Source organism: Massilia sp. Soil_C_3 (genome assembly GCF_057657035.1).
Genome location: NZ_JBDGJG010000007.1, coordinates 411,545 through 432,495 on the forward strand (window position 1 = coordinate 411,545; position 20,951 = coordinate 432,495).

At 67.1% G+C, this 20,951-nt stretch carries 20 protein-coding genes and 2 tRNA genes; 8 read left to right on the top strand and 14 right to left on the bottom strand.

Annotated features, from left to right (window positions below):
• The first annotated feature begins 9 nt into the window (after positions 1 to 9).
• Both AC3A6F_RS17020 and AC3A6F_RS17025 read left to right on the top strand, forming a co-directional pair.
• Positions 10 to 615 carry a phosphatase PAP2 family protein gene (locus tag AC3A6F_RS17020; RefSeq protein WP_487682746.1) on the top strand — a complete coding sequence of 202 codons (606 nt, stop codon included), beginning with the start codon at positions 10 to 12 and terminating at the stop codon, positions 613 to 615.
• 22 nt (positions 616 to 637) lie between these two features.
• Positions 638 to 1,837 (top strand): acyltransferase family protein, encoded by a 1,200-nt coding sequence (locus tag AC3A6F_RS17025; RefSeq protein WP_487682748.1) that lies wholly within the window; start codon positions 638 to 640, stop codon positions 1,835 to 1,837.
• Positions 1,838 to 2,096: 259 nt separating this feature from the next.
• Here the strand turns inward: AC3A6F_RS17025 and AC3A6F_RS17030 are convergent, their stop codons facing one another.
• From AC3A6F_RS17030 to AC3A6F_RS17055, 6 genes are all read right to left on the bottom strand, one after another.
• On the bottom strand, positions 2,097 to 4,370 hold the full coding sequence (locus tag AC3A6F_RS17030; RefSeq protein ID WP_487682750.1) for a polysaccharide biosynthesis tyrosine autokinase: 2,274 nt from the start codon (positions 4,368 to 4,370) through the stop codon (positions 2,097 to 2,099).
• A gap of 40 nt (positions 4,371 to 4,410) precedes the next feature.
• Positions 4,411 to 5,520 (bottom strand): polysaccharide biosynthesis/export family protein, encoded by a 1,110-nt coding sequence (locus AC3A6F_RS17035; RefSeq protein WP_487682752.1) that lies wholly within the window; start codon positions 5,518 to 5,520, stop codon positions 4,411 to 4,413.
• A gap of 190 nt (positions 5,521 to 5,710) precedes the next feature.
• Positions 5,711 to 7,192: an energy transducer TonB gene (locus tag AC3A6F_RS17040; RefSeq protein ID WP_487682754.1), complete on the bottom strand. Its 1,482-nt coding sequence runs from the start codon at positions 7,190 to 7,192 to the stop codon at positions 5,711 to 5,713.
• A 316-nt stretch (positions 7,193 to 7,508) separates the two neighbouring features.
• The gene (locus AC3A6F_RS17045; protein WP_487682755.1) at positions 7,509 to 8,468 is read right to left on the bottom strand and encodes an MBL fold metallo-hydrolase; all 960 of its coding nucleotides are present in this window, start codon (positions 8,466 to 8,468) and stop codon (positions 7,509 to 7,511) included.
• Between the two features lie 75 nt (positions 8,469 to 8,543).
• Positions 8,544 to 8,897 (bottom strand): DUF5710 domain-containing protein, encoded by a 354-nt coding sequence (locus AC3A6F_RS17050; protein ID WP_487682757.1) that lies wholly within the window; start codon positions 8,895 to 8,897, stop codon positions 8,544 to 8,546.
• A gap of 63 nt (positions 8,898 to 8,960) precedes the next feature.
• Entirely contained in the window at positions 8,961 to 9,158 is a 198-nt protein-coding gene (locus AC3A6F_RS17055) for a phage holin family protein (RefSeq protein ID WP_487682759.1), read from the bottom strand.
• 153 nt (positions 9,159 to 9,311) lie between these two features.
• Between AC3A6F_RS17055 and AC3A6F_RS17060 the strand changes: the two genes are divergently transcribed.
• Together AC3A6F_RS17060 and AC3A6F_RS17065 are read left to right on the top strand one after the other, a co-directional pair.
• Positions 9,312 to 10,046 carry a S24 family peptidase gene (locus AC3A6F_RS17060; protein ID WP_487682761.1) on the top strand — a complete coding sequence of 245 codons (735 nt, stop codon included), beginning with the start codon at positions 9,312 to 9,314 and terminating at the stop codon, positions 10,044 to 10,046.
• A complete protein-coding gene (locus AC3A6F_RS17065) occupies positions 10,043 to 10,330 on the top strand; it encodes a hypothetical protein (protein WP_487682763.1) in 288 nt (95 codons plus the stop codon). The genes AC3A6F_RS17060 and AC3A6F_RS17065 overlap by 4 nt, the downstream gene beginning before the upstream one ends.
• On the opposite strand, the gene AC3A6F_RS17070 is transcribed toward AC3A6F_RS17065, so the two are convergent.
• On the bottom strand, positions 10,327 to 11,229 hold the full coding sequence (locus AC3A6F_RS17070) for a LysR family transcriptional regulator (protein WP_487682766.1): 903 nt from the start codon (positions 11,227 to 11,229) through the stop codon (positions 10,327 to 10,329). The genes AC3A6F_RS17065 and AC3A6F_RS17070 overlap by 4 nt on opposite strands.
• Positions 11,230 to 11,337: 108 nt before the next feature.
• On the opposite strand from AC3A6F_RS17070, the gene AC3A6F_RS17075 reads away from it, so the two are divergent.
• Positions 11,338 to 11,748 (top strand): tellurite resistance TerB family protein, encoded by a 411-nt coding sequence (locus AC3A6F_RS17075; RefSeq protein WP_487682768.1) that lies wholly within the window; start codon positions 11,338 to 11,340, stop codon positions 11,746 to 11,748.
• 144 nt (positions 11,749 to 11,892) lie between these two features.
• Complete coding sequence (locus AC3A6F_RS17080; protein WP_487682770.1) at positions 11,893 to 12,942, top strand: DUF4214 domain-containing protein; 1,050 nt, start codon at positions 11,893 to 11,895, stop codon at positions 12,940 to 12,942.
• Here AC3A6F_RS17080 and AC3A6F_RS17085 read toward each other — a convergent pair.
• From AC3A6F_RS17085 to AC3A6F_RS17105, 5 genes are read right to left on the bottom strand one after another with little or no spacing between them, the layout of a single operon-like run.
• Positions 12,929 to 13,768 (bottom strand): HpcH/HpaI aldolase/citrate lyase family protein, encoded by an 840-nt coding sequence (locus AC3A6F_RS17085; protein ID WP_487682838.1) that lies wholly within the window; start codon positions 13,766 to 13,768, stop codon positions 12,929 to 12,931. The genes AC3A6F_RS17080 and AC3A6F_RS17085 overlap by 14 nt on opposite strands.
• Complete coding sequence (locus tag AC3A6F_RS17090) at positions 13,768 to 15,141, bottom strand: MmgE/PrpD family protein (protein WP_487682772.1); 1,374 nt, start codon at positions 15,139 to 15,141, stop codon at positions 13,768 to 13,770. The genes AC3A6F_RS17085 and AC3A6F_RS17090 overlap by 1 nt, the downstream gene beginning before the upstream one ends.
• A 22-nt stretch (positions 15,142 to 15,163) precedes the next feature.
• Positions 15,164 to 16,342, bottom strand: coding sequence for a CaiB/BaiF CoA transferase family protein (locus tag AC3A6F_RS17095; protein ID WP_487682774.1), 1,179 nt, complete (start codon positions 16,340 to 16,342; stop codon positions 15,164 to 15,166).
• Between the two features lie 10 nt (positions 16,343 to 16,352).
• Positions 16,353 to 17,513 (bottom strand): acyl-CoA dehydrogenase family protein, encoded by a 1,161-nt coding sequence (locus AC3A6F_RS17100; protein WP_487682776.1) that lies wholly within the window; start codon positions 17,511 to 17,513, stop codon positions 16,353 to 16,355.
• Positions 17,514 to 17,546: 33 nt separating this feature from the next.
• Complete coding sequence (locus AC3A6F_RS17105; protein WP_487682778.1) at positions 17,547 to 18,407, bottom strand: HTD2 family dehydratase; 861 nt, start codon at positions 18,405 to 18,407, stop codon at positions 17,547 to 17,549.
• 175 nt (positions 18,408 to 18,582) lie between these two features.
• On the opposite strand from AC3A6F_RS17105, the gene AC3A6F_RS17110 reads away from it, so the two are divergent.
• Positions 18,583 to 19,512 (top strand): LysR family transcriptional regulator, encoded by a 930-nt coding sequence (locus AC3A6F_RS17110; RefSeq protein WP_487682780.1) that lies wholly within the window; start codon positions 18,583 to 18,585, stop codon positions 19,510 to 19,512.
• A 122-nt stretch (positions 19,513 to 19,634) separates the two neighbouring features.
• Entirely contained in the window at positions 19,635 to 20,603 is a 969-nt protein-coding gene (locus AC3A6F_RS17115) for a tripartite tricarboxylate transporter substrate binding protein BugD (protein WP_487682782.1), read from the top strand.
• A gap of 21 nt (positions 20,604 to 20,624) precedes the next feature.
• Here AC3A6F_RS17115 and AC3A6F_RS17120 read toward each other — a convergent pair.
• Positions 20,625 to 20,701 (bottom strand) — tRNA-Arg (locus AC3A6F_RS17120).
• A gap of 151 nt (positions 20,702 to 20,852) precedes the next feature.
• Positions 20,853 to 20,929: transfer RNA gene (locus AC3A6F_RS17125), tRNA-Pro, on the bottom strand.
• Positions 20,930 to 20,951 lie beyond the last annotated feature (22 nt).

A 20,951-nucleotide genomic window follows, 5' to 3' on the forward strand; every position in this document is an offset into this window, starting at 1 on the left:
GATCGGGCGATGCTGCGCGTGCTGCACCTGGGTGACCTCGATGTCGCGCTGCCGCTGGGAGCGGCGCTCGCGGCCTGGCTACTGGCCGCCGGGGCCTGGCGCACGGCGCTGCGCTGGGGCGCGGGTTTCGGCGCGGCAGTGGTGCTGGTCGGCGGCAGCAAGATCGCGCACCTGGGCTGGGGCACCGATTTCTCCATGCTCGAGTTCAAGGCGATCAGCGGCCACGCGACACTGGTCAGCGCGCTCTATCCGTTCGCGGCCTGGGTGCTGCTGTTGCGCCAAGTCGAAGGCGAGGGCCAGGTCGCGGCGCGGGTGGGCCTGGCGCTCGGCCTGCTGCTGGGCCTGGCCGTCGCGGCGCTGCTGGTCGCAACGGGCGAGCACACGGCCGCAGAGGCGTTCAGCGGCTGGCTGCTGGGCGCCGCCGCCAGCCTGCTCGGCGCAGCCTGGTCGGACGACCTGGAGCGGGCCCGGCTGCTGCCGGCGATCTGGTGGTCGCTGCCGGTACTCGCGGTCGGCGCCTGGCTGATGGAATTCGCGCACGTCGGCTACTGGATGATCCTGGTGGCCCTCGCGCTGTCGGGCAACAGCCATCCCTATCCCTGGGATGCCTGCTAACACTGCAGAAAGGAGCTACACCATGCCGTCCCTATCGCTTCCCACGATCCGCTGTCGCGCCCAATCCAACCTGCACGACCATCCGCTGCAATCGCTGGCACTCTCGCTGCTGCGCGGCGTCGCCGCGCTCGAGGTCGCCGCCGGCCACCTGCGCTCCGAAATCTATCCCGGCCTGCGCTCGCTGGAAGACCCGACGCTGGCTTACCAGGTGTTCGCCTTCGTAACCGGTTTCGCCCACCAGGCGGTGGTGGTGTTCTTCCTGATCAGCGGCTGGCTCGTCGGCGGCAGCCTGCTGAACCGCCTGCACCAGCCGCGCGCCCTGGCCAACTACGCGATCGACCGCGTCACCCGGCTGTGGACTGTCCTGCTGCCGACCCTGTTGCTGATCCTCCTGGTCGGCCTGGCCATCGGCGTGGCCCAGCCCGGGGCGATCGATGTATCGCCGTCGAACAACTACTCGGCCGCGAGCTTCGTCGGCAACCTGCTCGGCCTGCAGACCTTCCTCGTCCCGAATTTTGGCGGCAACTACGCTTTATGGAGCCTGACCTACGAGACCTGGTATTACGTGCAGTTCCCGCTGCTGGCCCTGGTGCTGTTCGGCCATGGCCGCTTCAAGCGCCTCGCCTGCGCGGCCGCCTTCGTGGTGCTGGTGATCGTGCTGCCGAAGATGATCTCGATGTACTTCATGCTGTGGCTGCTCGGGGCGGCATTCTCGCGCATCGAGCTGCATTGCGGGAACGGCTTGCGCGTGGTGCTGGGCCTGCTGACGATGGGCTTGTTCAGCTATTACCGGCTGACCGGCAGCAATAACGAACTGGTGCCGGAATCCTTCGTGCAAGACATGATCTGCAGCGTTCCCCTGCTGCTGCTGCTGTCCTCGCTGCACCAGCCGGTCGATCCTTCCGCGCCGCGCTTCCTGCGCATCAACGGCATCGCCACCTTCTTCTCGGAGTTCTCGTTTACCCTGTACGTCACCCACCTGCCGCTGATCTTCCTGGCGATCCACATTGGCGGCAAGACATTCGGACGCGAACAGCTAGATCCCTTCGTGACGCCCGACTACCTCTGGTACGGCGCGCTGCTTCTGGGCCTGATCGGCATCGCCTATGTGTTCTACCTGGCGTTCGAGCGCAATACCTTCCGCATCCGCCGGGCAGTCAAGGACTGGCTGCTCGCGCCACGCAGCAACCGGCCCACCGTGTCGGTCCTGTCGCCGGATTGAGTGGGGCGATGCCGGTCGGTGAGTGTGCTGGCCGGTACGCTCGCTGGCCAGCGCAGTCGCAAGGCGGACTACGCGCTGGCCGGACGCGCCATATGATGGATTGAATGCAGGGCTTTTGATGCAGGGCTTTTGATGCAGTGCTTTTGATGCAGCGCGCCAGGTGCAGTGCGCGAAGAGCTGCGGCGGAGCCGCAGGCAGACGCAGGCACAAGGAACGGCGCAAGCACATCAGGGCGGCCGGAACGCCGGCCGCCCTTCCCTCAGGCGGCGTACCCCAGTTGCGCCGTCCCGTACTGCGAGCGGTGCTCGCCAAGCCGCAGCGCCATATCGTTGAACAGCACCCCGCGCGGCGAAATGCCGGCGTGGTTGAGGCGCTTGATCGACTCGTTGATGTGGTTCTCGGTTGTCACGCCCGAGCGGGCCACGATGAACACGGCGCCGGCATGGGCGCCGATGATGAGCGCATCGGCCACCGCCAGCAATGGCGGCGGGTCGAGCAGCACCAGGTCGTAGCGCCCACTGACCAGCTCGAGCAGATTACCGAGGTTCAGTTGCAGCAGGAACTCCGAGCGGTTGTTCGGCAACTCTCCGGTCGGAATGAAATCCAGGTTATCCAGCACGCTCCGGTGGATGACCTCGTCGACCGGCATGGCGCCCGCGATGGCACGCGACAGGCCGCGCGAGCGATCGACGCCGAAATAGCGGTGCAGGTGCCCGTTGCGCAGGTCGGCGTCGATCAGCAGCACCCGCATGCCGCTGGCTGCCATCACCGCAGCGAAATTGGCGGTCACGAAGGATTTGCCCAGCCCGCGCGTGGGTCCGGCGATCATGACCACATTGTTCTTGAAGTGCGGCATGGAAAAGCGCAAGGCGGCGCGGAAGCTGCGCAGGCTCTCGACGGCAGGGTCCTCGGGCAGGATCTGGGCCAGCAGCGGCAATCCACCATCCGGCTTGACCTTGCGCATGAGCTTGTCCTCGTTGCCGCTGTGCGGAATCGAGGCATACACCACCCGCGCCCGCAACAGCCGCTCGATCTTGGCCGGATCGTCGATCCCGCCGCGCATGGTCTTGCGGGTGAAGGCGAGTAGTGTGCCGAGGAATAGCCCGGTGACCACCGCCAGCGCCACGATCAACGGCCGGTTCGGCTTGATCGGCCGCTCGGGCTCGATCGGCGCATCGACCAGGCGCACATTGCTGACCCGACCGACCGAGATCAGGCGCAGCTGCTGGGCCGTGTTCGACAGCGCCGTATAGAGGTCGGTATTGACCTTGATGTCGCGGGTCAGGCGCGCCTCGTCCTGCTCCATCACCGGCAAGGTGCGGATGCGGGCCGCGATCGCTTCGATCTCGGCATCGACCTCGCGCCGCTGGCGGTTGACGGCGGCGACGACCGGATGGTCTTCGGTAAAGCGGGCCAGCAATTCGGTCTTTTTCTGCATCAGCTCCATGCGCCGCGCCCGCGCGGCCGCCGCCTGCGCCAGGCTCATGCGCGCTTCTTCGCGCAGGTCGACCGTGCCATGGGCATTGCGGAACTGGTTATAGCGGTCTTCGGACTGCTCCAGCTGACGCTTCAGGATCGGTAATTGCTGGTTCAGGAAAGCCAGCGACTTCTCGGCTTCCTCGGTCTTGCGCGCCAGGTTCTGGCGCATGTATTCACGGCCGATCTCGCTCAGCAGGCTGTTGATGCGGTCGGCGTCCTGGCCCTGCATCTTGACCTCGATCACGCCCGACTGCTTGCCCTGCTCCGTGATGACCATGGAGCGCTGGATGCCCTGGATCGTGCCCAAGCGCGACTTGCGCTTGATCTTGAAGCGCGCGCCGGGATTGGCGACCAGGCGGTCGACCTTGATTTCGACCAGCCCGTCCGGCGTCTGCACCCGGTAGCGCTGGCCGACGCTGGCATCGAAGGCGATGCGCTGGCCGCCGCCGGAAAAGCGATAGCGGTTGTTGGCGCGCGTGGTGATCACGAATTCGCGGTTGAGCCAGTTGTCGGGGACCTCGAACACCGACACCGCCGCGCGCTCGCCGCCCCATACGAAGCCGCCATAGCCGAACAGCCCGGGCTTGGACAGCGCGCCGCCGTTCTGGTTGGCGAACCACGAGCCCAGCACCGGGAAGTATTTCGGCTGCACCTCGACGTACAGCTGCAGGTTGTCGACCGCGCGCGAGACCACCATGCGCGAGCGCAGCAACTCCATCTCGGCGATCGCCGCCTTCTTGGTCTCGAACAGCGACGAGGCCTCGCTCAGGATATTCTTCGAGGCGTTCGGACTTTCTTCCTCGACGTGGATCATCAGGTTCGCTTCATAGACCGGGTTGGCCACCAGCGCATACAGCACGGCGACGATCGTGATGATCGCCGTGATGCTGCCGATCAGCCAGCGACTGTCGTACAGGGTGTTGAGATAGCCCTTCAGGTCGACCGTGGATTCTTCGGGCAAGGGATCGGGCGGGCGTGGGTCGAACGGCACCGACAGCACCGGCGGGCTGTGCGAGACTTGTTTGAGCGAATGCGCCTCGTGCGGGCTGGTCATGGCGGGACTCCTCGGGACAGCTCAGGCAGTGTGGCGCTGCTCAGGGACGATTCGTGACGCCTACGGCATTCGTCAGCGCGCCCGGGAACAGCAGGCTCAGGTGGCGGTTCCAGTTCGCCAGCGGCGAGGCCGCGACGTACACGACGTCCTTGGGCCGCAGCTCGAAGGTCTCGGCCATCGCCAGCGCGCCGGAGTCGCGCGCGTCGAGCCGGAACACGCGGGTGCGGTCCGGCGCCTTGCGCACCACGTACACCTGGCGCGCGTCGCCGCTCAGGGGACTGATGCCGCCCGTCTCACCCAGCGCTTCGTTGAGCGTGAGCCGGCCGTTGTGCATGGTGAGCGCCTTCGGCGAGATCACCTCGCCCGAGACGAACACTTTGCTCTCGTCGCGCGAATGCACGCGCACGACGTCGCCATGCGCCAGCAGGATGGTGCCCGGATTGACGCCCTTCTGCACCAGCTCGCGCAGGTTGACGTGGTAGCGCTCGTCGCCGCGCTCGATCACGATGCGGCTCTGGTCGGCGCCCGGCTGCATGCCGCCGGCGCGGTTGAGCGCCTCGACCAGCGTCATCGGGATGTCGTCGATCGCCTGCAGGCCGGGCGTGCGCACTTCGCCATCGACATAGACGCGGCGACTGCGGTAGGCCTGCACGCGCAAGGTGACGTTCGGGTTGGCGATGTAGCGCGCGAGCTTGCCGGTGAGCAGGGCGCGCGCTTCTTCCTCGGTCTTGCCGTCGATACTGAGCAGGCCGATCAGGGGGAACTGGATGCGGCCCTGGTGGTCGACCGCGAAGCCCGGCGGCGTGGCGTTCGGCTGGACGACGCCGCTGTCGGCGGCCGAGGTGGCCATGGTCATGCCGCCGGCGGCCAGCTCCGGATGGTCCCAGACCACGATCGACAGGATGTCGCCGCGTCCGATCGTATACGGCGGCGGCGGGGACACGAACAGGGGCGACAGGTCTTGCCGTGCGACGCTGGCCTGCGCCGCGCGCTCCGTCTCGATCAGGGTTTCGGTAATCAGCTCGGTGGTGGGCGCCGAGGCAGCGCCGGGACCGTCCGAACGCGCCGCTTCGCGAAAGCCGATGCCGGTCGCGCAGGCCGACAGGGCGAGGCATAGCGCGAGCATCAGGGCGACGGTGAACGACGACACCGGCGCGCGAAGCGACAGCGATCGACACGGTAAAGCCCACGGCAAATCCCTTATTGCAACTGAACGAAACCAAACCATGATTGTTGCCTATCAAAAATAGTCGCTGTAGATGAACGATTCAGTTCAGGGTACGGCGTCCATCGGGCTTGGCTTTGCAGCGCATCAAATGGCGAACGGCGGCGTCAGGTCCTCAGCGCATCTCTTCGATCAGCTTGAGTCCGTCGGCGAAGCGCCAGATGCGGCGGATCTCGATGATGTCGAATTGTGCGGCGACATTCGGGGGAAACGCCGAATAGCGGGCGTTCAGGCGCACGAAGCGGCGCACCGCATCGTCCATGTCGGCCCGCCCGCTCGAGCGGATGATGGTGACGTCCTCGATGCTGCCGTCGCTGCGCAGCGACACGCTGACCAGGGGATCGATGCGCACGTCCTGCAGCGACAGGCGCGCGCCGCCCAGCACCGCGTTGCGCTCCAGCTTCTGGCGCACGCTGTCGACATACAGGCGCAGCGGCGCGTCGCGCTCGCCGCCGTCGGCCAGCACCCGGCGCCCGCCCATGGCCCGCTCGGCCGGCGTGGCGGGTGCATTCACGTTGGGGATGGTCACGCCGCGCAGCAACTCGCGCGCACGGTTGCCGGGCAAGCCGGCCAGCGATCCGGAGCCGGGCTGGCTTCCAGCGCCGCTGCCGGCGCCCCGCCCCGCGCCCTGGCCCGGACCGACGGGCATGGAGTCCATCGCCGCCGCGCCCGCGCCGGGTCCGGGCGCCTGTGCCTGCATGCGCTGCGCCGCGGCCTGGCGCGCGGCTTCGTCCGCCTGCTGACGCGCCAGGCGTTCGGCCTCGGCGCGCGCCTGTTGTTCCGCTTGTTGTTGCGCCTGCTGTTGCGCCTGTCGTCTCGCCTGCTCTTCCGCCTGCTGCTGCGCCAACTGGCGTGCGCGCTCCTCCGCCAGTTGCCGTTGCGCGAGTTCCTCGATGCGCTGGCGCTCGAGCGCCTCCTGCGCGAGACGCTGCGCTTCCAGATGTTGCCGTTCGGCGCGTTCTCGCTCCTGGATCTGCGCCTGGCGCAGCGCTTGCTCGGCCTGCTCGCGCGCGGCCTGTTCCTGGACCTGCAGCCGCTCGGCTTCGCGCAGCTGCGCGATCCGGGCCTCGTCTTCCGCTACGAGCCGTTCCTGCTCACGCCGTTCCCGTTCCAGCCGCTCCCGTTCGACGCGTTCCTGCGCCATGCGCTCGGCGGCCTCACGCTCTGCCCGGACCAGTTGCTCGAGTTCCTGTTCCGCAGCTAACAAGCGCTGGCGTTCTTCCTCGGCCTGTTGCGCGACGAGGTCCGGGCCGGTGTCCGCAACCTCGTCCGGTTCCGCCGGCGCTTCGTCCGCGACCGCATCGGCCAGTGCCGGCGCCTCCTGCACCGGTTCAGGTACGACGTCCGGCAAGGGCAAAGGAACCGTGAATTCCGAATCCGGATCCGGCGCGGCGACGATGACCGGAGGCGGCACCTCGCGCAGCTTGCGCTTCGGCGTGGGCGGTTTGGGACGCTTCGGGCGCCGGGCCTGGGCCGGTGGCCGCGCCTCGGCCTGGACGATCGGCGGCGCTGGCGGCGGATCGACCAGGCGCAGGCCGCGCGTCGGCGCGGGGGCCGGTGGCGGCGCCGGCGTGTCAGGCAATGGGGGGGCAGGCAATGGCAGAGTCGGGGCGGCCACCAGCGGCGCCGCCGGTGGCGGCGCCAGGGTGACGTCGATCGGTCCCCCTCCGCCAAGGTCGAGGCCGGGCATACCGAACTGCAGCGACAGCAACAGGCCGTGCAGCAAGACCGAAATGGCAATGCCCACGCCCAGGCGCCGGTCGCTGCGTGCCTGGTCGTATCCGCGCCTGCCAGCGGTCGCTTTGGTCATGTCATCGCTTGAGCAACATTGTCAAGCTGGCATCTTAGCGTTTACTCAGCAGTAAGGCGAGCGCGCACGATTCAAATCCGCCCACTGGCGAACGAGCTCATGCTCAGCGCTTCGTCCTCATGAACGTATAGGTCTCGCCATGCGCCAGGTACACCACTTCCTGTTCGAGTCCGGCGGCCTTCACCTCGCGCGCGAAGTCCTCGAGCGGCGACTTGAAGACGTCATAGTCGTTATAGTGGATCGGGATGGTCTTTTTCGGACGCACCACCTGCATCATTCGCACGCCGTCCTTGCCGTCCATGGTGACCTTCACCACGCCCAGGATACGCGTCCCGCCCAGGTGCAGCAAGGCCAGGTCGATGCCTGGAAAGCGTTCCGGCACGGTCTTGATGTCGTCGATCACGAGCGTATCGCCGCTGATGTACATGCGGTAGTCCGGCGCCGCCGGATCGGCCCCGAAATCCAGCACCGAACCCATCACCTTGGGCAGCAGCGCGGCCACGCCGGCCGGTCCGTGGCGGCCCGGCGTGGCCGTGACCCGCAGCCGCGCCTCGCCCTTCGACACCTCCAGCCGGTCCCACGGACCGAGTCCCGTCACGCGGGTGAATCCCAGTTTTGCGAGACTGGCCGCGGCCTGGCGGGTGCTGACGATGGGCACCGCGCGGTTCAGGCGCTTCTGTACCAGCTGGTCGAAGTGGTCGCCGTGAAAATGCGACAGCACCACCAAGTCGATGGGTGGGAGATCGTCGAAAGCGATCGCCGGATTCGTCTTGCGCTCGGAGGTCAGGCCATAGCCAAGGTGCACGTGATCGCCCTTGTGCAGGAAATTCGGGTCGGTCAGGATGGTGAAGCCCTGGTAGCGGATCAGCACGGTCGCCGTGCCGATGAACTGCACGCTGCCCTGCGCCGCATCGATCGCGCCCTCCCCGGCTGGAAGCTGCAAGCTGCTGACCTGGCCCGGCTGCCGGGTCGGCGGCCCCTGGGTCTGGGCGTGAACGCCGGCAGCGAAGCCGGACAGTCCGGTCAGGAGGATGGCGGCGCACAACAGGCGGGTCAAGCGCATGGAAGGTCTCCGGGTGGCTGCGAACCACCTGGCCCGCCGACCTTCACGCTAGCACGAAGGCCCGCGTGGCGCCGTTCACTTGTTCGCAGTACCCGGCATCGCGCCGACCAGCGCCCGCAATCCGGCTTGCGCCTGGGCCCAGGGCGTGCCGGCCAGCTGCGCCGCGCAGCTTGGGCAGGCCTGCATCGGATCGCAGTCGTGCGCCAGTTCGACGTAGTTCAGGCCGATCACGGTCTTGCCCTGGTAGCTGTCGACCCGGCCAAGCTTCGCAGACGGAGCCTCGGCGCCGGGCGCGCCGTCAATCCACTTGGCGAACGGTTCTGTGGCAATGCCATCCGGCACGTACCAGCGTTTCCGGGTCGGGTTCCAGCGGGCGCCGAGCGCCTTGGCGGCGTCCTTCTCGGCGTAAGGGACGGTGAGGAAAACCATGGACGTAGATGCTCCGGTATCGATATCAATGCAGAGCGCTATTCTACAGGGGCCGGCCCCGGTTCATTCTCCGTTCTTGCGCCTGGCCCACGCCGCATCGCTCTCGCGCTGCTCGCGGCGGTCCTTGCGCCAGGTGTATACCAGGTTGACGAGCGCTCCCAGCAGGCCGGTGAGGATGCCGACGAGGATCCCGAGGTCGGACAGCGTCAGCGAGGTCGCCAGGTCGGCGCCGACAAGGCGCAGGTATGTGTCAATGATCATTGTGTCTCCCCTGCTTCGCCATGAGTCGGCGCAACGACGGCCGTACCGTCCCCTGACCCAGCTCAATGCGGTTGATGAAAGTATAGGAAAACTATACCACATCAGTAAATAAAAACTATACTCTTTTGTATAGTTTTCCTATACCATGGCGACATGGATCTTCAAACGACGATTGCCGGCTGGGTGAGAGAAGCGCGCACCGCCGCAGGCCTGTCCGGCACGGCGCTCGGTGCGCGGCTGGCGCTCGAGCTCGGCACCGAGCGCGGCAATACCAAAGCCAACATCTCGCACTGGGAGAACGAAAAGCACAGCCCGAACCTGAAGCAGCTGCTCGCCATTTCGCGCGTCACCGGCCGCAGCCTGCCGCCCGACATCCTGGCGTCGATGTCGGGCGCGCCGGCGAACGACGCGCCCCCTGGCGGCGTGACGAACGCCCTGCGGGTGGTGGCGGCCGAAGGCGACGACGATGGTTTCGTGCAGATCCCGATGGTCAAGCTGCGGCTGTCGGCCGGCATCACCGGCTACCAGACCGAGCCGGAAAGGCGCGACGGCGGCACGCTCGGCATGCGCCGCACCTGGCTCGAACGCAACCAATACAGTCCGTCGCACCTGATCGCCATCTACGTCAAGGGCGAGAGCATGGAGCCCTCGTTGTACGCGGGCGACATCGTGGTCATCAACACGCTCGACACCAAGCTGGTCGACGGCGCCGTGTACGCCTTCAACTACGAGGGCGAGGCCGTGGTCAAGCGCCTGGCGCGCGACGCCGGCCAGTGGTGGCTGACCTCGGACAACGTCGACGGCCGCAAATACCACCGCAAGCTGTGCCAGGGCGGCGAGTGCATCGTCATCGGGCGCGTGGTGCGCAAGGAAAGCGACCGCATTTGACACTGACCGGCGGCATCGTCACCGTGCGCGGCATCCGGATGGCGCTCGTCTTCGCCCCTCCCGACTGCCTGCGGGCCGGCGCCGGCGACGCCCTGCTGGCGCGGCTCGGCCCCTGGTTCCCGCGCCTGCCGATCATGCTGGCGGCGCCCCGCGCGCATCCGACGCTGGCCTATGCGCAGTTCGATACGCACGCGCTGCTGCCGGAACTCGACCTTGCCCGCATGGTCGAACAAGAGATCGATCTCGACGGGCCGCCGCCCGACGATAGCACCTTGCCCTTCTAGGGCGTCACCTGCCCGAAGGCGCTGGGGGCGCGCTCCAGGATGCGCTGCAGCGCCGGATGGTGCACGCGCCGCTCGACCGTCACGGCATAGATCTGCTCGACGATCGAATCGATCACGCCCACCTGCTCCAGTCCATACTGCACGCACAGCGACTCCGCCAGCACGGTCGGCGCCACCATGAAACCGGCGCCTGCGCCGGCAAAGGAACCGAGCAAGGCGCCGTCGTCGAATTCGCCCACCACGATCGGACGCAGTCCATGCGCTTCGAGCCAGGCCTTGAGCTGGCTGTGCAGGGCTGCGTCCTCTCCCGGCATCAGGAAGGGCGCGCCCTTCAGGCGTTGCGGAAATGGCCCGTCCCAGCGCCGGCAGACATCGCGATGGGCGACCACGGTCACCGTGCTCGATCCCAGCAGGTGGCTGTGGCCGCGCACCGCGCCGCCGGGCGGCAGGCCCTGGTCAGAGATCAGCAGATCGAGCCGGTGCGCGCTCAGGTCGTCCATCAGGTCGGCGAAGCGCCCTTCCCGGCACACCAGGTGCATGGCCAGACCGGCGTCGCGCGCCGGTTGCAGCAGGCGAAAGGCCATCGTCTTGGCGATCACGTCGCACAGGCCGACGCGTAGCGTCTCCGTTTCCGTGAACACGCCGCGCCGCACGGCCTGCTCCAGCTCGTTGCCAAGGCTGAAGATCTGGTCGGCATAGCGCAGCACCGTCTTGCCCGCTTCGGTCAAGGCCAGCCCGCGCCCTTTCTTGCGCAGCAATTCCTCGCCAAGCTGGTCTTCCAGCACCTGCAACTGGGTACTGATCGCCTGCGGCGAGACGTGCAGCTGTTCCGCGGCGCGCGCCACGCTGCCTACTTTCGCCACAGCATGAAAGTACTGGAGATGCTTGTAATTGATCATGCAATACCACCAAAAAACAGAATGATTTCGAAAGATTATTCGATTTTACTTTCGAATGGCCGCGCCGTATATTGATGACTCTTAGTTCTTGAAGAAGCGAGGAATGCAATGAGAAGTTATCCCACCAACAGCCCGAAAGCCATGTGTCGCCTGCTGGCGCTGGCCATGATCGTCGACGGCCGCATCGCGCCGCAGGAACTTAAAAGCCTGCACCGCAGCGGCGTGCTCGAAGCGCTGCGGGTGAGCGAAGACACCTTCGACGACACGGCGGGCGAACTGACCCAGGACTTGCTGGCGACCAGCGCCGATCGCACCGCCGGCATGGTCGAGATCGCGCCCGAGACGATCGACCGCCTGCTGGACGAGGTGCGGGACGAGCTGCTCCGCGCCACGGTCCTGAAAGGCATGCTCGAGATCGTACGCGCCGACAGCCTGATCGACCACCGCGAGCGCAGGCTGCTGCGCCGCGCGATGCATGCCTGGGCCGGCTCGGGCGTCGAGGCCGGCAGCATGCACTGATGGGACGGGGCGGCGCCCTCGCATGCATACCTTGAAAGACATGCTTGCAATTTGGGCGCCGCCGTTACAAAGCGACACCAATTCAATATATTGCTGGAATAACCCAGCCATACAATAAACACCTCACATTGCGCGAGGTCCATCATGTCGAACTACTCCCCCCAGGATTCCCGGTACAACCTGACGCCGTCCGAGATGGACTGGGCCTGGCGGCTCGACCTGCGGCCGGTACACGATCCGGAACTGGGCCAGTACTACGGCCGCACCGCCCAGTTCGGCACCCATGACCCGTATGCCAGCCAGGACGACATCTTCGTCTTCCACGCCACCAGGGGGATGGCCTACACGGTCCAGAGCGGAAGTTACTTCGATCCCGTCGACCTGCGCATCCATGACGACGATGGCCGGGAGATCGCCAGCGACGATGGCAGCGGCGCCTATGGCTACGATTACGCCGCCTTCGTCGCTCCTTATACGGGCTGGTACTACATCGACGCAGCGTGGAGCCAGGGCTACTACGATACCTATGCCAGCGTGAACGTCTACGAAGACCGGGTGCCGGTGTACCTGCCAACCAACACCATCGCCGGCACCGGCGGCCACGACATGCTGTATGGCACCCGCTCGGACGACATCGTGGACGGCGGCGCCGGCATCGACACCTTCGTGCTGGAAGGCTATCGTGACGAATACACGGTCAGCCTCAAAAACGGGACGATCACGGTCGCTGACCTGCTGGGCCTGGACGGCGTCGATACCCTGCGCAACGTCGAGCGGCTGTCCTTCGAAGGCGGCGACTACATTTCCTACGAAACCGCGGGCTTTCCGGCCGAGGCCTATCGCCTGTACCAGGCGGCCTTCGACCGCACGCCGGACAAGGCGGGACTCGGGTACTGGATCGGCAAGATGGGCGACGGAGCGAGCCTGCATGCCGTGGCGGATGCTTTCGTCCACTCGCCCGAGTTCGGCAAACTCGTCGGCGCCGCAGCCAGCAATGCCGACATGATCACCGTGCTCTATGCGAACGTACTCGACCGCGCGCCGGACGCCGATGGCTTCGCCTACTGGAAAGAGGCGCTGGACAGCAAGGCGATCACCGTGGCCGACATGCTGGTGGGCTTCAGCGAAAGCCCGGAAAACCAGGCCAAGGTCATCGGCTCGCTGCAGGCCGGTTACGAATTCATCGTGAGCTGACGGGGTCTGCCAGCCCAGCCCGCAGCGCATGGGCGTCGACGATGGCTTGCGCGCGCAGGATCCCGGGCCGGTCGATCATCTTGCCGTCCAGGGCGACCGCGGCCCCGTCGGCGCGCGCCGCCGCCTCCAGTACCCGTCCGGCCCACGCCAGCTCGTCTGCGCCGGGCGTAAAGCAGCGGTTCACGGCGTCCACCTGCTTCGGATGGATGCACAGCTTGGCGCCGAACCCCATCTGCCGTGCATGCCGGGCGTCGTCGGCCAGCCGGTCGGCATCGTCGAGCGCGGTGCTCACGCCATCGACCGGCGCCGCGAGCCCGGCCAGGCGCGAGGCCAGAACCAGTTGCGAACGAAAGAACAGCAGCTCTTCGCGTTCGCCCGGGATCCCCAGGTCGAGCTGGAAGTCGATCGAGCCGAACATCAGGCGCTGCACGCCGCGCGCCGAGGCGATCGCACGCAGGTGGTCGATCCCGGTCGCGCTTTCGATCAGCGGCAGCACCGCAATGGCACCGGCCGCACGCAGGCGCGCGATATCGCCGGCCTGCTCGGCCTTCGGTAGCACCACGCCGGCCACGCCGGGCATGCGGCACAGGGCCAGGTCGTCGGCGAACCACTCGGTGTCGGCGCCGTTGATGCGCACCAGCACCGGTTTCTCTGCCGACAGCCAGGCGGCGACGGCGTCGCGCGCGACCGCCTTGTCGGCGAACGGCACCGCGTCCTCGAGGTCGACGATCACGGCATCCGCGCCGGTCGCGCAGGCCTTGTCGAAGCGCTCCGGCCGGTTGCCGGGCACGAACAGGTAGGAACGGGGCATCGGAGGCGACGCCATCATCGCGTCTCCCCTGGCGCAAGGAAATGGCCGACGACGGGCGTGCGGCCGATGTGCCAGATGCGCTCGAACACGGCGCGCATCTCGTCGTCGCTGGCGGCGGCGCCGAAGCGCGCCAGCCGCAGCGCCTTGTCTTCCAGCTCGCGCCGGCTCAGGGTATTTCCCGGGTCGCCTTTCGGTTCGTCGACCCGCGCCTTCAGTACCCGTCCGTCGGTGGTCGTGACCGTCACCTTGCCGATCCAGCGCGCCGGGTAGGCGCCGTCCACCTCGTCGTCGAGCACCATCGTCACCTTCTCGCGCAGGGCCGCGATGCGCGGGTCGTCATAGGCGTCGTCGAATTCGTTCAGGCCCGCGCTGCGGAACTGCACGATCAGGCCCAGCACCGTCCCCATCGAGAATTTCGCCTGGTGGACCGTGCGCGGATCGACCACAGGGCCGAGCACGTCGATCGCGCCCTGGTGCACGTGGGCCGTCACGGCGGCGATCTGCTCGGGACGCAGGTCTTCGGCGACCACCACCTGCAGCAACGCGTCGGCCGCCGGATGCGTGTGGCGGCACGAGGCGTGGAATTTGAACGAGGTTTCGGCCGTCGCCCAGCGCGTGCCCAGGCCATCGGTGAGCCGCGCCGGATCGGCGTCGCGCGACATGCCGGCCGCCATACCCTGCTTGCCTTCCAGGATCTGGCGCGCGCCGGTGAAGCCCTCGGCCGCCAGGTAGGCGGCCATCAGGCCGTCGCTGGCGGCCTTGGCGGTGTGCAGCTGCTTCGAATCGGCGGCGTCGCGCAGGAACTCCCACAGTCCGGCCGCTTGCGTGCCGGCCGAACCGAAGGCATCCAGCATGCGCTCGGGCGTCAGGCCCAGCAGGCGGCCGACGGCGGCCGCCGCCGCGACGGTGCCGGCGGTGCCGGTGGTATGGAAGGTCCGGTAGTGCGAGCGGCCGAGGAACTCGCCGACGCGGATGCCGACTTCGTAGCCGGCCACCGCCGCCGTCATCAGTTCGCGTCCGCTGGCGCCATTGGCCTGGGCCACGGCCAGCACGGCCGGGAACACCACGGTGGCCGGGTGGAATACCGACCCGTTATGGACGTCGTCCTGCTCGGCGTAGTGCGAGGAGGCGGCATTGACCATTGCGGCGAACAGCGGCGTCGTGGTCCGGCGCGAGATCAGCACTTCGGCGCCGCCGCCGGGGCCGGGCCCCATCGCGCGCGCGAACGATTCGATGCACTGGACCGGCCGGCCGCTCCCGCCTGCCAGCGCCGATCCGAACCAGTCGAGCATCAGGTCTTCGGCGCGCGCCATGACGGCCGGCGGGATGTCCTCATAGTGCAGCTGCGCGGCAAAGGCGGCAAGCGCCTGGCTTGGGTGGTCGCTCATGTTCTTCCTTTTATTCCTTCGTTCAAATGGCGCGCTCGGCGCGCAGGGCGGCGATGTCGGCGCTGGCGTAGCCGAGCCCGGACAGGATCGACTCGGTATGCTCGCCCAGCGCCGGCACCGGATCCATGCGCGCCTGCCAGGTGTTCGGGACCGCCGGCGGCAGCAGCGCCGGGATCGCGCCGCCCGGGATGCCGACGTCGACCCAGCGGCCGCGCGCCGCCAGTTGCGGGTGCCGCCAGAGGTCGTGCATCTCGTTCATGTGGGCGTTGGCGATCTGCGCCTCGTCGAGGCGCGCGATCACCTGCTCGGCCGTCAGCTGCGCGAAGACATCGACGATGATGGCGCGCAGTTCCTGGCGCGCCCCGGTGCGCGCCGAATTCGAGGCGAAGCGCGCATCCGTCGCCAGTTCCGGCTGGCGCAAGACCCTGGCGCAGAACTGCTCCCATTCGCGTTCGTTCTGCAGCCCGAGCATGACGGTCTTGCCGTCGCCGACCGGGAACGGCCCATACGGATAGATGGTGGCGTGGGCGGCGCCGGCGCGCGGCGGCGGCGTGGCGCCGTCGATCGCGTAGTACAGCGGATAGTTCATCCACTCGGCCATGCTCTCCAACATGGAGACGTCGATGTGGGCGCCCTCGCCCGTGCGCCCGCGCCGGATCATGGCTGCCAGGATATTCGTGTAGGCGTACATGCCTGCCGCGATGTCCGCGATCGAGCAGCCGGCCTTGGCCGGCTCGTCGGGCGAGCCGGTGATCGACAGGAAGCCCGATTCGCTCTGGATCAGCAGGTCGTAGGCCTTCTTGTCGCGGTAGGGACCATCGGCGCCATAGCCCGAGATATCGCACACGATCAGGCGCGGAAAGCGCTCCTTCAAGGCTTCCCACGACAGGCCGAGGCGCGCCGCCGCGCCCGGCGCCAGGTTCTGCACCAGCACGTCGGCCCCGGCCAGCAGGGCCTCGAGGATCGGCGCGGCCTGGCGGTGCTTGACGTCCAGCGTCAGGCTCTCCTTGGAGCGGTTGGTCCAGACGAAATGCGAGGCCATGCCGCGCGCGCGCGTGTCGTAGGCGCGTGCGAAATCGCCCACGCCGGGCCGCTCGACCTTGATCACGCGGGCGCCCAGGTCGGCCAACTGGCGGGTGCAGAACGGCGCGGCAATCGCGTGTTCCAGGGTGACGACGGTGATGCCATCGAGAGGTCGCATGTTCGATCTCCTAGTAGGAACGCGGCAGGCCGAGCACGTGTTCGGCCACGTACGACAGGATCATGTTGGTCGAGATCGGCGCGACCTGGTACAGCCGGGTCTCGCGGAACTTGCGCTCGACGTCGTATTCGGCGGCGAAGCCGAAGCCGCCGTGGAACTGCAGGCAGGCATTGGCCGCTTCCCACGACGCGTCGGCGGCCAGCATCTTGGCCATATTGGCCTGGGCGCCGCAAGGCTGGTTGGCGTCGAACAGCGCGCAGGCCTGGTAGCGCATCAGGTTGGCCGCCTCGATATTCACGAAGGCCTTGGCGATCGGGAACTGCACGCCCTGGTTCTGGCCGATCGGGCGCCCGAACACGACACGCTCGTTCACATACTTCGTGACCTTGTCGATGAACCAGTAGCCGTCGCCGATGCATTCGGCGGCGATCAGGGTGCGCTCCGCGTTCAGGCCGTCGAGGATGTACTTGAACCCCTTGCCCTCTTCGCCGATCAGGTTCTCGACCGGGATCTCGAGGTTCTCGAAGAACAGCTCGTTGGTTTCGTGGTTGACCATATTGAGGATCGGCTGCACCGCCAGGCCCTTGCCGATCGCCTCGCGCAGGTCGACGATGAAGATCGACATGCCCTCGGATTTTTTGGTCACCTCGGCCAGCGGCGTGGTGCGCGCCAGCAGGATCATCAGGTCGGAGTGCTGCACCCGCGAGATCCAGACCTTCTGGCCGTTGACGACGTAGCGGTCGCCCTTGCGCACGGCCGTGGTCTTGATCCTGGTGGTGTCGGTGCCGGTGGTCGGCTCGGTGACCGCCATCGACTGCAGGCGCAGCGCGCCGCTGGCGATCTGCGGCAGGTAGCGTTCCTTCTGGGCCGCCGAGCCGTGGCGCAGCAGCGTGCCCATATTGTACATCTGGCCATGGCAGGCGCCAGAGTTGCCGCCGGCGCGGTTGATCTCTTCCATGATGACGGACGCCTCGGTCAGGCCGAGGCCGGAACCGCCGTATTCCTGCGGGATCAGTGCCGCCATCCAGCCGGCCTGCGTCAGCGCGTCGACGAACTGCGCAGGGTAGCCACGCTCTTCGTCGATCTTGCGGAAGTACTCCGGCGGGAATTGCGCACAGAGAGAACGGACCGCATCGCGGATGTCCTGGTGCGGCAGTTCCAAGTGGATCATGTGTGTCTCCTGGATATAGTGGGATTGATGCGCTCAGCGCAGGGTCGCCTCGGCCTGCATGGCGAGTTCGCCCTGGTCGTTCTGCGCCCATAAGGCGATGGTCTTGCCGCCCGGCCCCGGCTTGCCGCAGACGGAGAACGGCGCGGTATCGAACAGCGGACCGACGGCGCGGAAGCTGAACTGCGCGATGTCCGCTCCCGGCAGCGCGCGCCGCACCAGGTCGAGCAGCAGCGTGGCGATGAGCGGGCCGTGCACGATCAGGCCGGGATAGCCTTCCACCCCGGTGACGTAGCTGCGGTCGTAGTGGATGCGGTGGCCGTTGAAGGTCAGGGCCGAATATCGAAACAGCAGCACTGGATCGGGGTGGATGGTGCGCGACCAGCGCGCGTCGGCCGGCGCCGGCCTGGCCGCCGGCGCGGCGGCGCCGGGCGCCGGCAGGTCGCGATAGACGATGTCGTGTTCCTCGGTGACGACCGGCGTCCCGTCCTGCCGGATGTCGTGCTGCACGGTGACGAACACCAGGCGGCCGCTGGCGCCCTCCTTGGCCTGCACGCTGCGGATGGTCGAGGTGCGCGCCACCGCCTCGCCGATCCGCGCCGGCGCATGGAACTCGAAGCGGCCGCCCGCCCACATGCGCCGCGGCAGCGGCACCGGCGGCAGGAAGCCACCGCGTTTCGGGTGGCCGTCCTCGCCCAGCTGCGACTGCTGGGCGATCGTGTGGAAATAGATCCAGTGCCACAGGGGCGGCAACGCCTCGCCCTGGGCGGGCGCGTCCGGATAATCCAGCGTGGCGGCCAGGGCCGCTACCGCCTCGGGCCGCAGCACGTCGTGCAGGACTTCGGTCCTGCCTACCCACTGCGCGAGCAGGCCCGCATCGAAATCGTTGGAAGTCATCGTTGGTCCCACAAGGAATCGGATGGCTCATCATAGATTTGAATGGATCACCTGCAGAAATAGAAAAACGTGATTGCTCCATCACACGCTGCAATGGCTGCTGCCATCACGAATCGCGATTGCCAAGGTGCGTGAAAGAGCATATGTTGATGGCTCATCCATTCCCGGGACGTCCATGGACATCAAGCAGATCCGTACCCTGATCGCGATCGCCGAGACCGGCAGCGCTACCCGAGCAGGCGAGCTGCTCCACCTCGTGCAGCCGGCCGTCTCGCGCCATATCCGGCTGCTGGAAGACGAATGCGGGGTGCCGCTGTTCGAGCGCGAGCGCCACGGCATGGTGCTGACCGACGCCGGCCGCACCCTGGCCGAGTACGGCCGCCGCGCGCTGCGCGAGCTGGACAAGGCGCGCGCCGAGATCGGCCCGGCGACTACGAGCGTGTCCGGACGGTTGACGATCGGCTTGCTGGCCAGCACCAGCCGGCTGCTGGCGGGCGAGCTGGTGGCGCGGGTGCGCGCCCGCTATCCGGCGGTGACGGTCAGCATCACCGTCGGCTATGCCGGCAATGTGCTCCAGTGGCTCGAAGCAGGCGACATCGAGCTGGCCCTGCTGTACGACACGCGCTCGTCCACCGGCCTGCAGGCCGAGGCGCTGGTCGACGAGCGCCTGTACGTGCTCGGCCCGCCGGGCGAATTCGCGGGCAACGAACCGTTTCCCTTGAAAGGGCTCAAGGACCGGCCGATGGTGATGCCGAACGCGGCGCACGGGCTGCGCAGCATCATCGAACACGCGCTGGCGGTGGCCGGCATTGGTGTCGACGTCGTGGCCGAGACCAATGCGCTGGACCTGCAGAAATCGCTGGTGGCCAAGGGCTTCGGCTATACGATCCTGCCTACCTCGGCCGTGCTGGAAGAACTACAGGCGGGAACGCTCTCCGGCGCCCCGGTCGGCACGCCGGACCTGTCGCGCCGCATCGTGCTGGCGCGCGCCGCCGCGCGCCGGCCCTCCCCGGCCAGCGCCGCCGCGGCCCCTATCCTGACCGCCCTGATGAAGGAGATGGTGGACCAGCAGGCCTGGCCGGGAGCGGCCTGGATCGGACGCTGAAACGAGCTATGCCGTTCCCTGATGCTGGCATCACAAAAAGGTATTTCGTGCGCCCTCCCATAAGCTCTTAGGATGGTTCAAAACAACGGGACCACCCGTCACAACGAGTACAGGAGACGACGATGCTGAAAAAACTGATGTTTGCCGGCCTGACGCTGGCCGCCGCCGGCGCCGCCCACGCGGCCGATTACCCGGCCCGGGCAATCACGATGATCATCCCTTTCTCGGCCGGCGGGCCGACCGACGTCATCGGCCGCATTCTCGGCCAGACCATGTCGAAGTCGCTCGGCCAGTCGGTCGTGGTCGAGAACGCCACCGGCGCCGGCGGCACGCTCGCCGCGGGCAAGGTGGCGCGGGCCGCGCCCGATGGCTATACCATCTTGCTGCACCATAATGGAATGAGCACCAGTCCGGCGCTGTACCGCAAGCTGGCCTTCAATCCGATGACGGATTTCGAGTACGTCGGCCAGGTGGCGGACGTGCCGATGGTGCTGCTGGCGCGCAAGGACCTGGCGCCGAAGACCCTGCCCGAACTGCTCACCTACATCAAGGCCAACAAGGACAAGCTAACGATGGGCAATGCCGGACTCGGCGCCGTCTCGCACCAGTGCGGGATGCTGTTCCTGAGCGCCATCGGCACGCCGCTCACCACCGTGCCCTACAAGGGCACGGCTCCGGCGATGAACGACCTGCTGGGCGGCCAGATCGACCTGCTGTGTGACCAGACCACCTCGACCACTTCCTACATCAAGACCGGCAAGGTGAAGGTGTATGGCGCGACCACGCGGACGCGCATCGCCTCGCTGCCCCAATTGCCGACCCTGGCCGAGCAAGGCATCGCCGGCTTCGAAATGTATGTGTGGCACGGCATGTATGCGCCCAAGGGAACGCCGAAGGCCGTGGTCGACCGGCTGGGGACGGCGCTGCGCGAAGCATTGAAGGATCCCAGCGTGAAGGCCCGGTTCGCCGAGCTCGGAACGGAACCGGTTCCGGCCGAAAAGGCCACGCCGGAAGGCTTGCGCACGCATTTGAAGGCCGAGATCGACAAGTGGGGGCCGATCTACAAGAAGGCGGGAGCCTACGCGGATTGACGGCGGTTTGTGCGATGTGATTGGCCCGCCCTGAGGGAATCGAACCCCCGACCCACGGCTTAGAAGGCCGTTGCTCTATCCGACTGAGCTAAGGGCGGATGCTGGAAGTGCGCTACTATAAACCGCAAGCATCATGCTTGCAATAAGGCCAGGCCTGTTGTCAGGCGACACCGTGGCAGCGCTGAAAACAACGCAGGACGATCAAAACAAAACAGGCCGTCCTTGGACGGCCTGTCTCGATGAATCTCTTGGTCGGAGTACAAGGATTCGAACCTTGGACCCCCTGGTCCCAAACCAGGTGCGCTACCGGGCTGCGCTACACTCCGCCGTGAGAAACATTATAAGCGA

Coding starts and splice junctions, on each gene's coding strand:
- AC3A6F_RS17100 (WP_487682776.1), bottom strand. CDS start 17,513: ATGATCCACTTGGAACTGCCGCACCAGGACATCCGCGATGCGGTCCGT.
- AC3A6F_RS17030 (WP_487682750.1), bottom strand. CDS start 4,370: ATGACCAGCCCGCACGAGGCGCATTCGCTCAAACAAGTCTCGCACAGC.
- AC3A6F_RS17055 (WP_487682759.1), bottom strand. CDS start 9,158: ATGATCATTGACACATACCTGCGCCTTGTCGGCGCCGACCTGGCGACC.
- AC3A6F_RS17095 (WP_487682774.1), bottom strand. CDS start 16,342: ATGCGACCTCTCGATGGCATCACCGTCGTCACCCTGGAACACGCGATT.
- AC3A6F_RS17045 (WP_487682755.1), bottom strand. CDS start 8,468: ATGCGCTTGACCCGCCTGTTGTGCGCCGCCATCCTCCTGACCGGACTG.
- AC3A6F_RS17110 (WP_487682780.1), top strand. CDS start 18,583: ATGGACATCAAGCAGATCCGTACCCTGATCGCGATCGCCGAGACCGGC.
- AC3A6F_RS17070 (WP_487682766.1), bottom strand. CDS start 11,229: ATGATCAATTACAAGCATCTCCAGTACTTTCATGCTGTGGCGAAAGTA.
- AC3A6F_RS17090 (WP_487682772.1), bottom strand. CDS start 15,141: ATGAGCGACCACCCAAGCCAGGCGCTTGCCGCCTTTGCCGCGCAGCTG.
- AC3A6F_RS17115 (WP_487682782.1), top strand. CDS start 19,635: ATGCTGAAAAAACTGATGTTTGCCGGCCTGACGCTGGCCGCCGCCGGC.
- AC3A6F_RS17085 (WP_487682838.1), bottom strand. CDS start 13,768: ATGGCGTCGCCTCCGATGCCCCGTTCCTACCTGTTCGTGCCCGGCAAC.
- AC3A6F_RS17020 (WP_487682746.1), top strand. CDS start 10: ATGCTGCGCGTGCTGCACCTGGGTGACCTCGATGTCGCGCTGCCGCTG.
- AC3A6F_RS17025 (WP_487682748.1), top strand. CDS start 638: ATGCCGTCCCTATCGCTTCCCACGATCCGCTGTCGCGCCCAATCCAAC.
- AC3A6F_RS17060 (WP_487682761.1), top strand. CDS start 9,312: ATGGATCTTCAAACGACGATTGCCGGCTGGGTGAGAGAAGCGCGCACC.
- AC3A6F_RS17080 (WP_487682770.1), top strand. CDS start 11,893: ATGTCGAACTACTCCCCCCAGGATTCCCGGTACAACCTGACGCCGTCC.
- AC3A6F_RS17050 (WP_487682757.1), bottom strand. CDS start 8,897: ATGGTTTTCCTCACCGTCCCTTACGCCGAGAAGGACGCCGCCAAGGCG.
- AC3A6F_RS17075 (WP_487682768.1), top strand. CDS start 11,338: ATGAGAAGTTATCCCACCAACAGCCCGAAAGCCATGTGTCGCCTGCTG.
- AC3A6F_RS17105 (WP_487682778.1), bottom strand. CDS start 18,407: ATGACTTCCAACGATTTCGATGCGGGCCTGCTCGCGCAGTGGGTAGGC.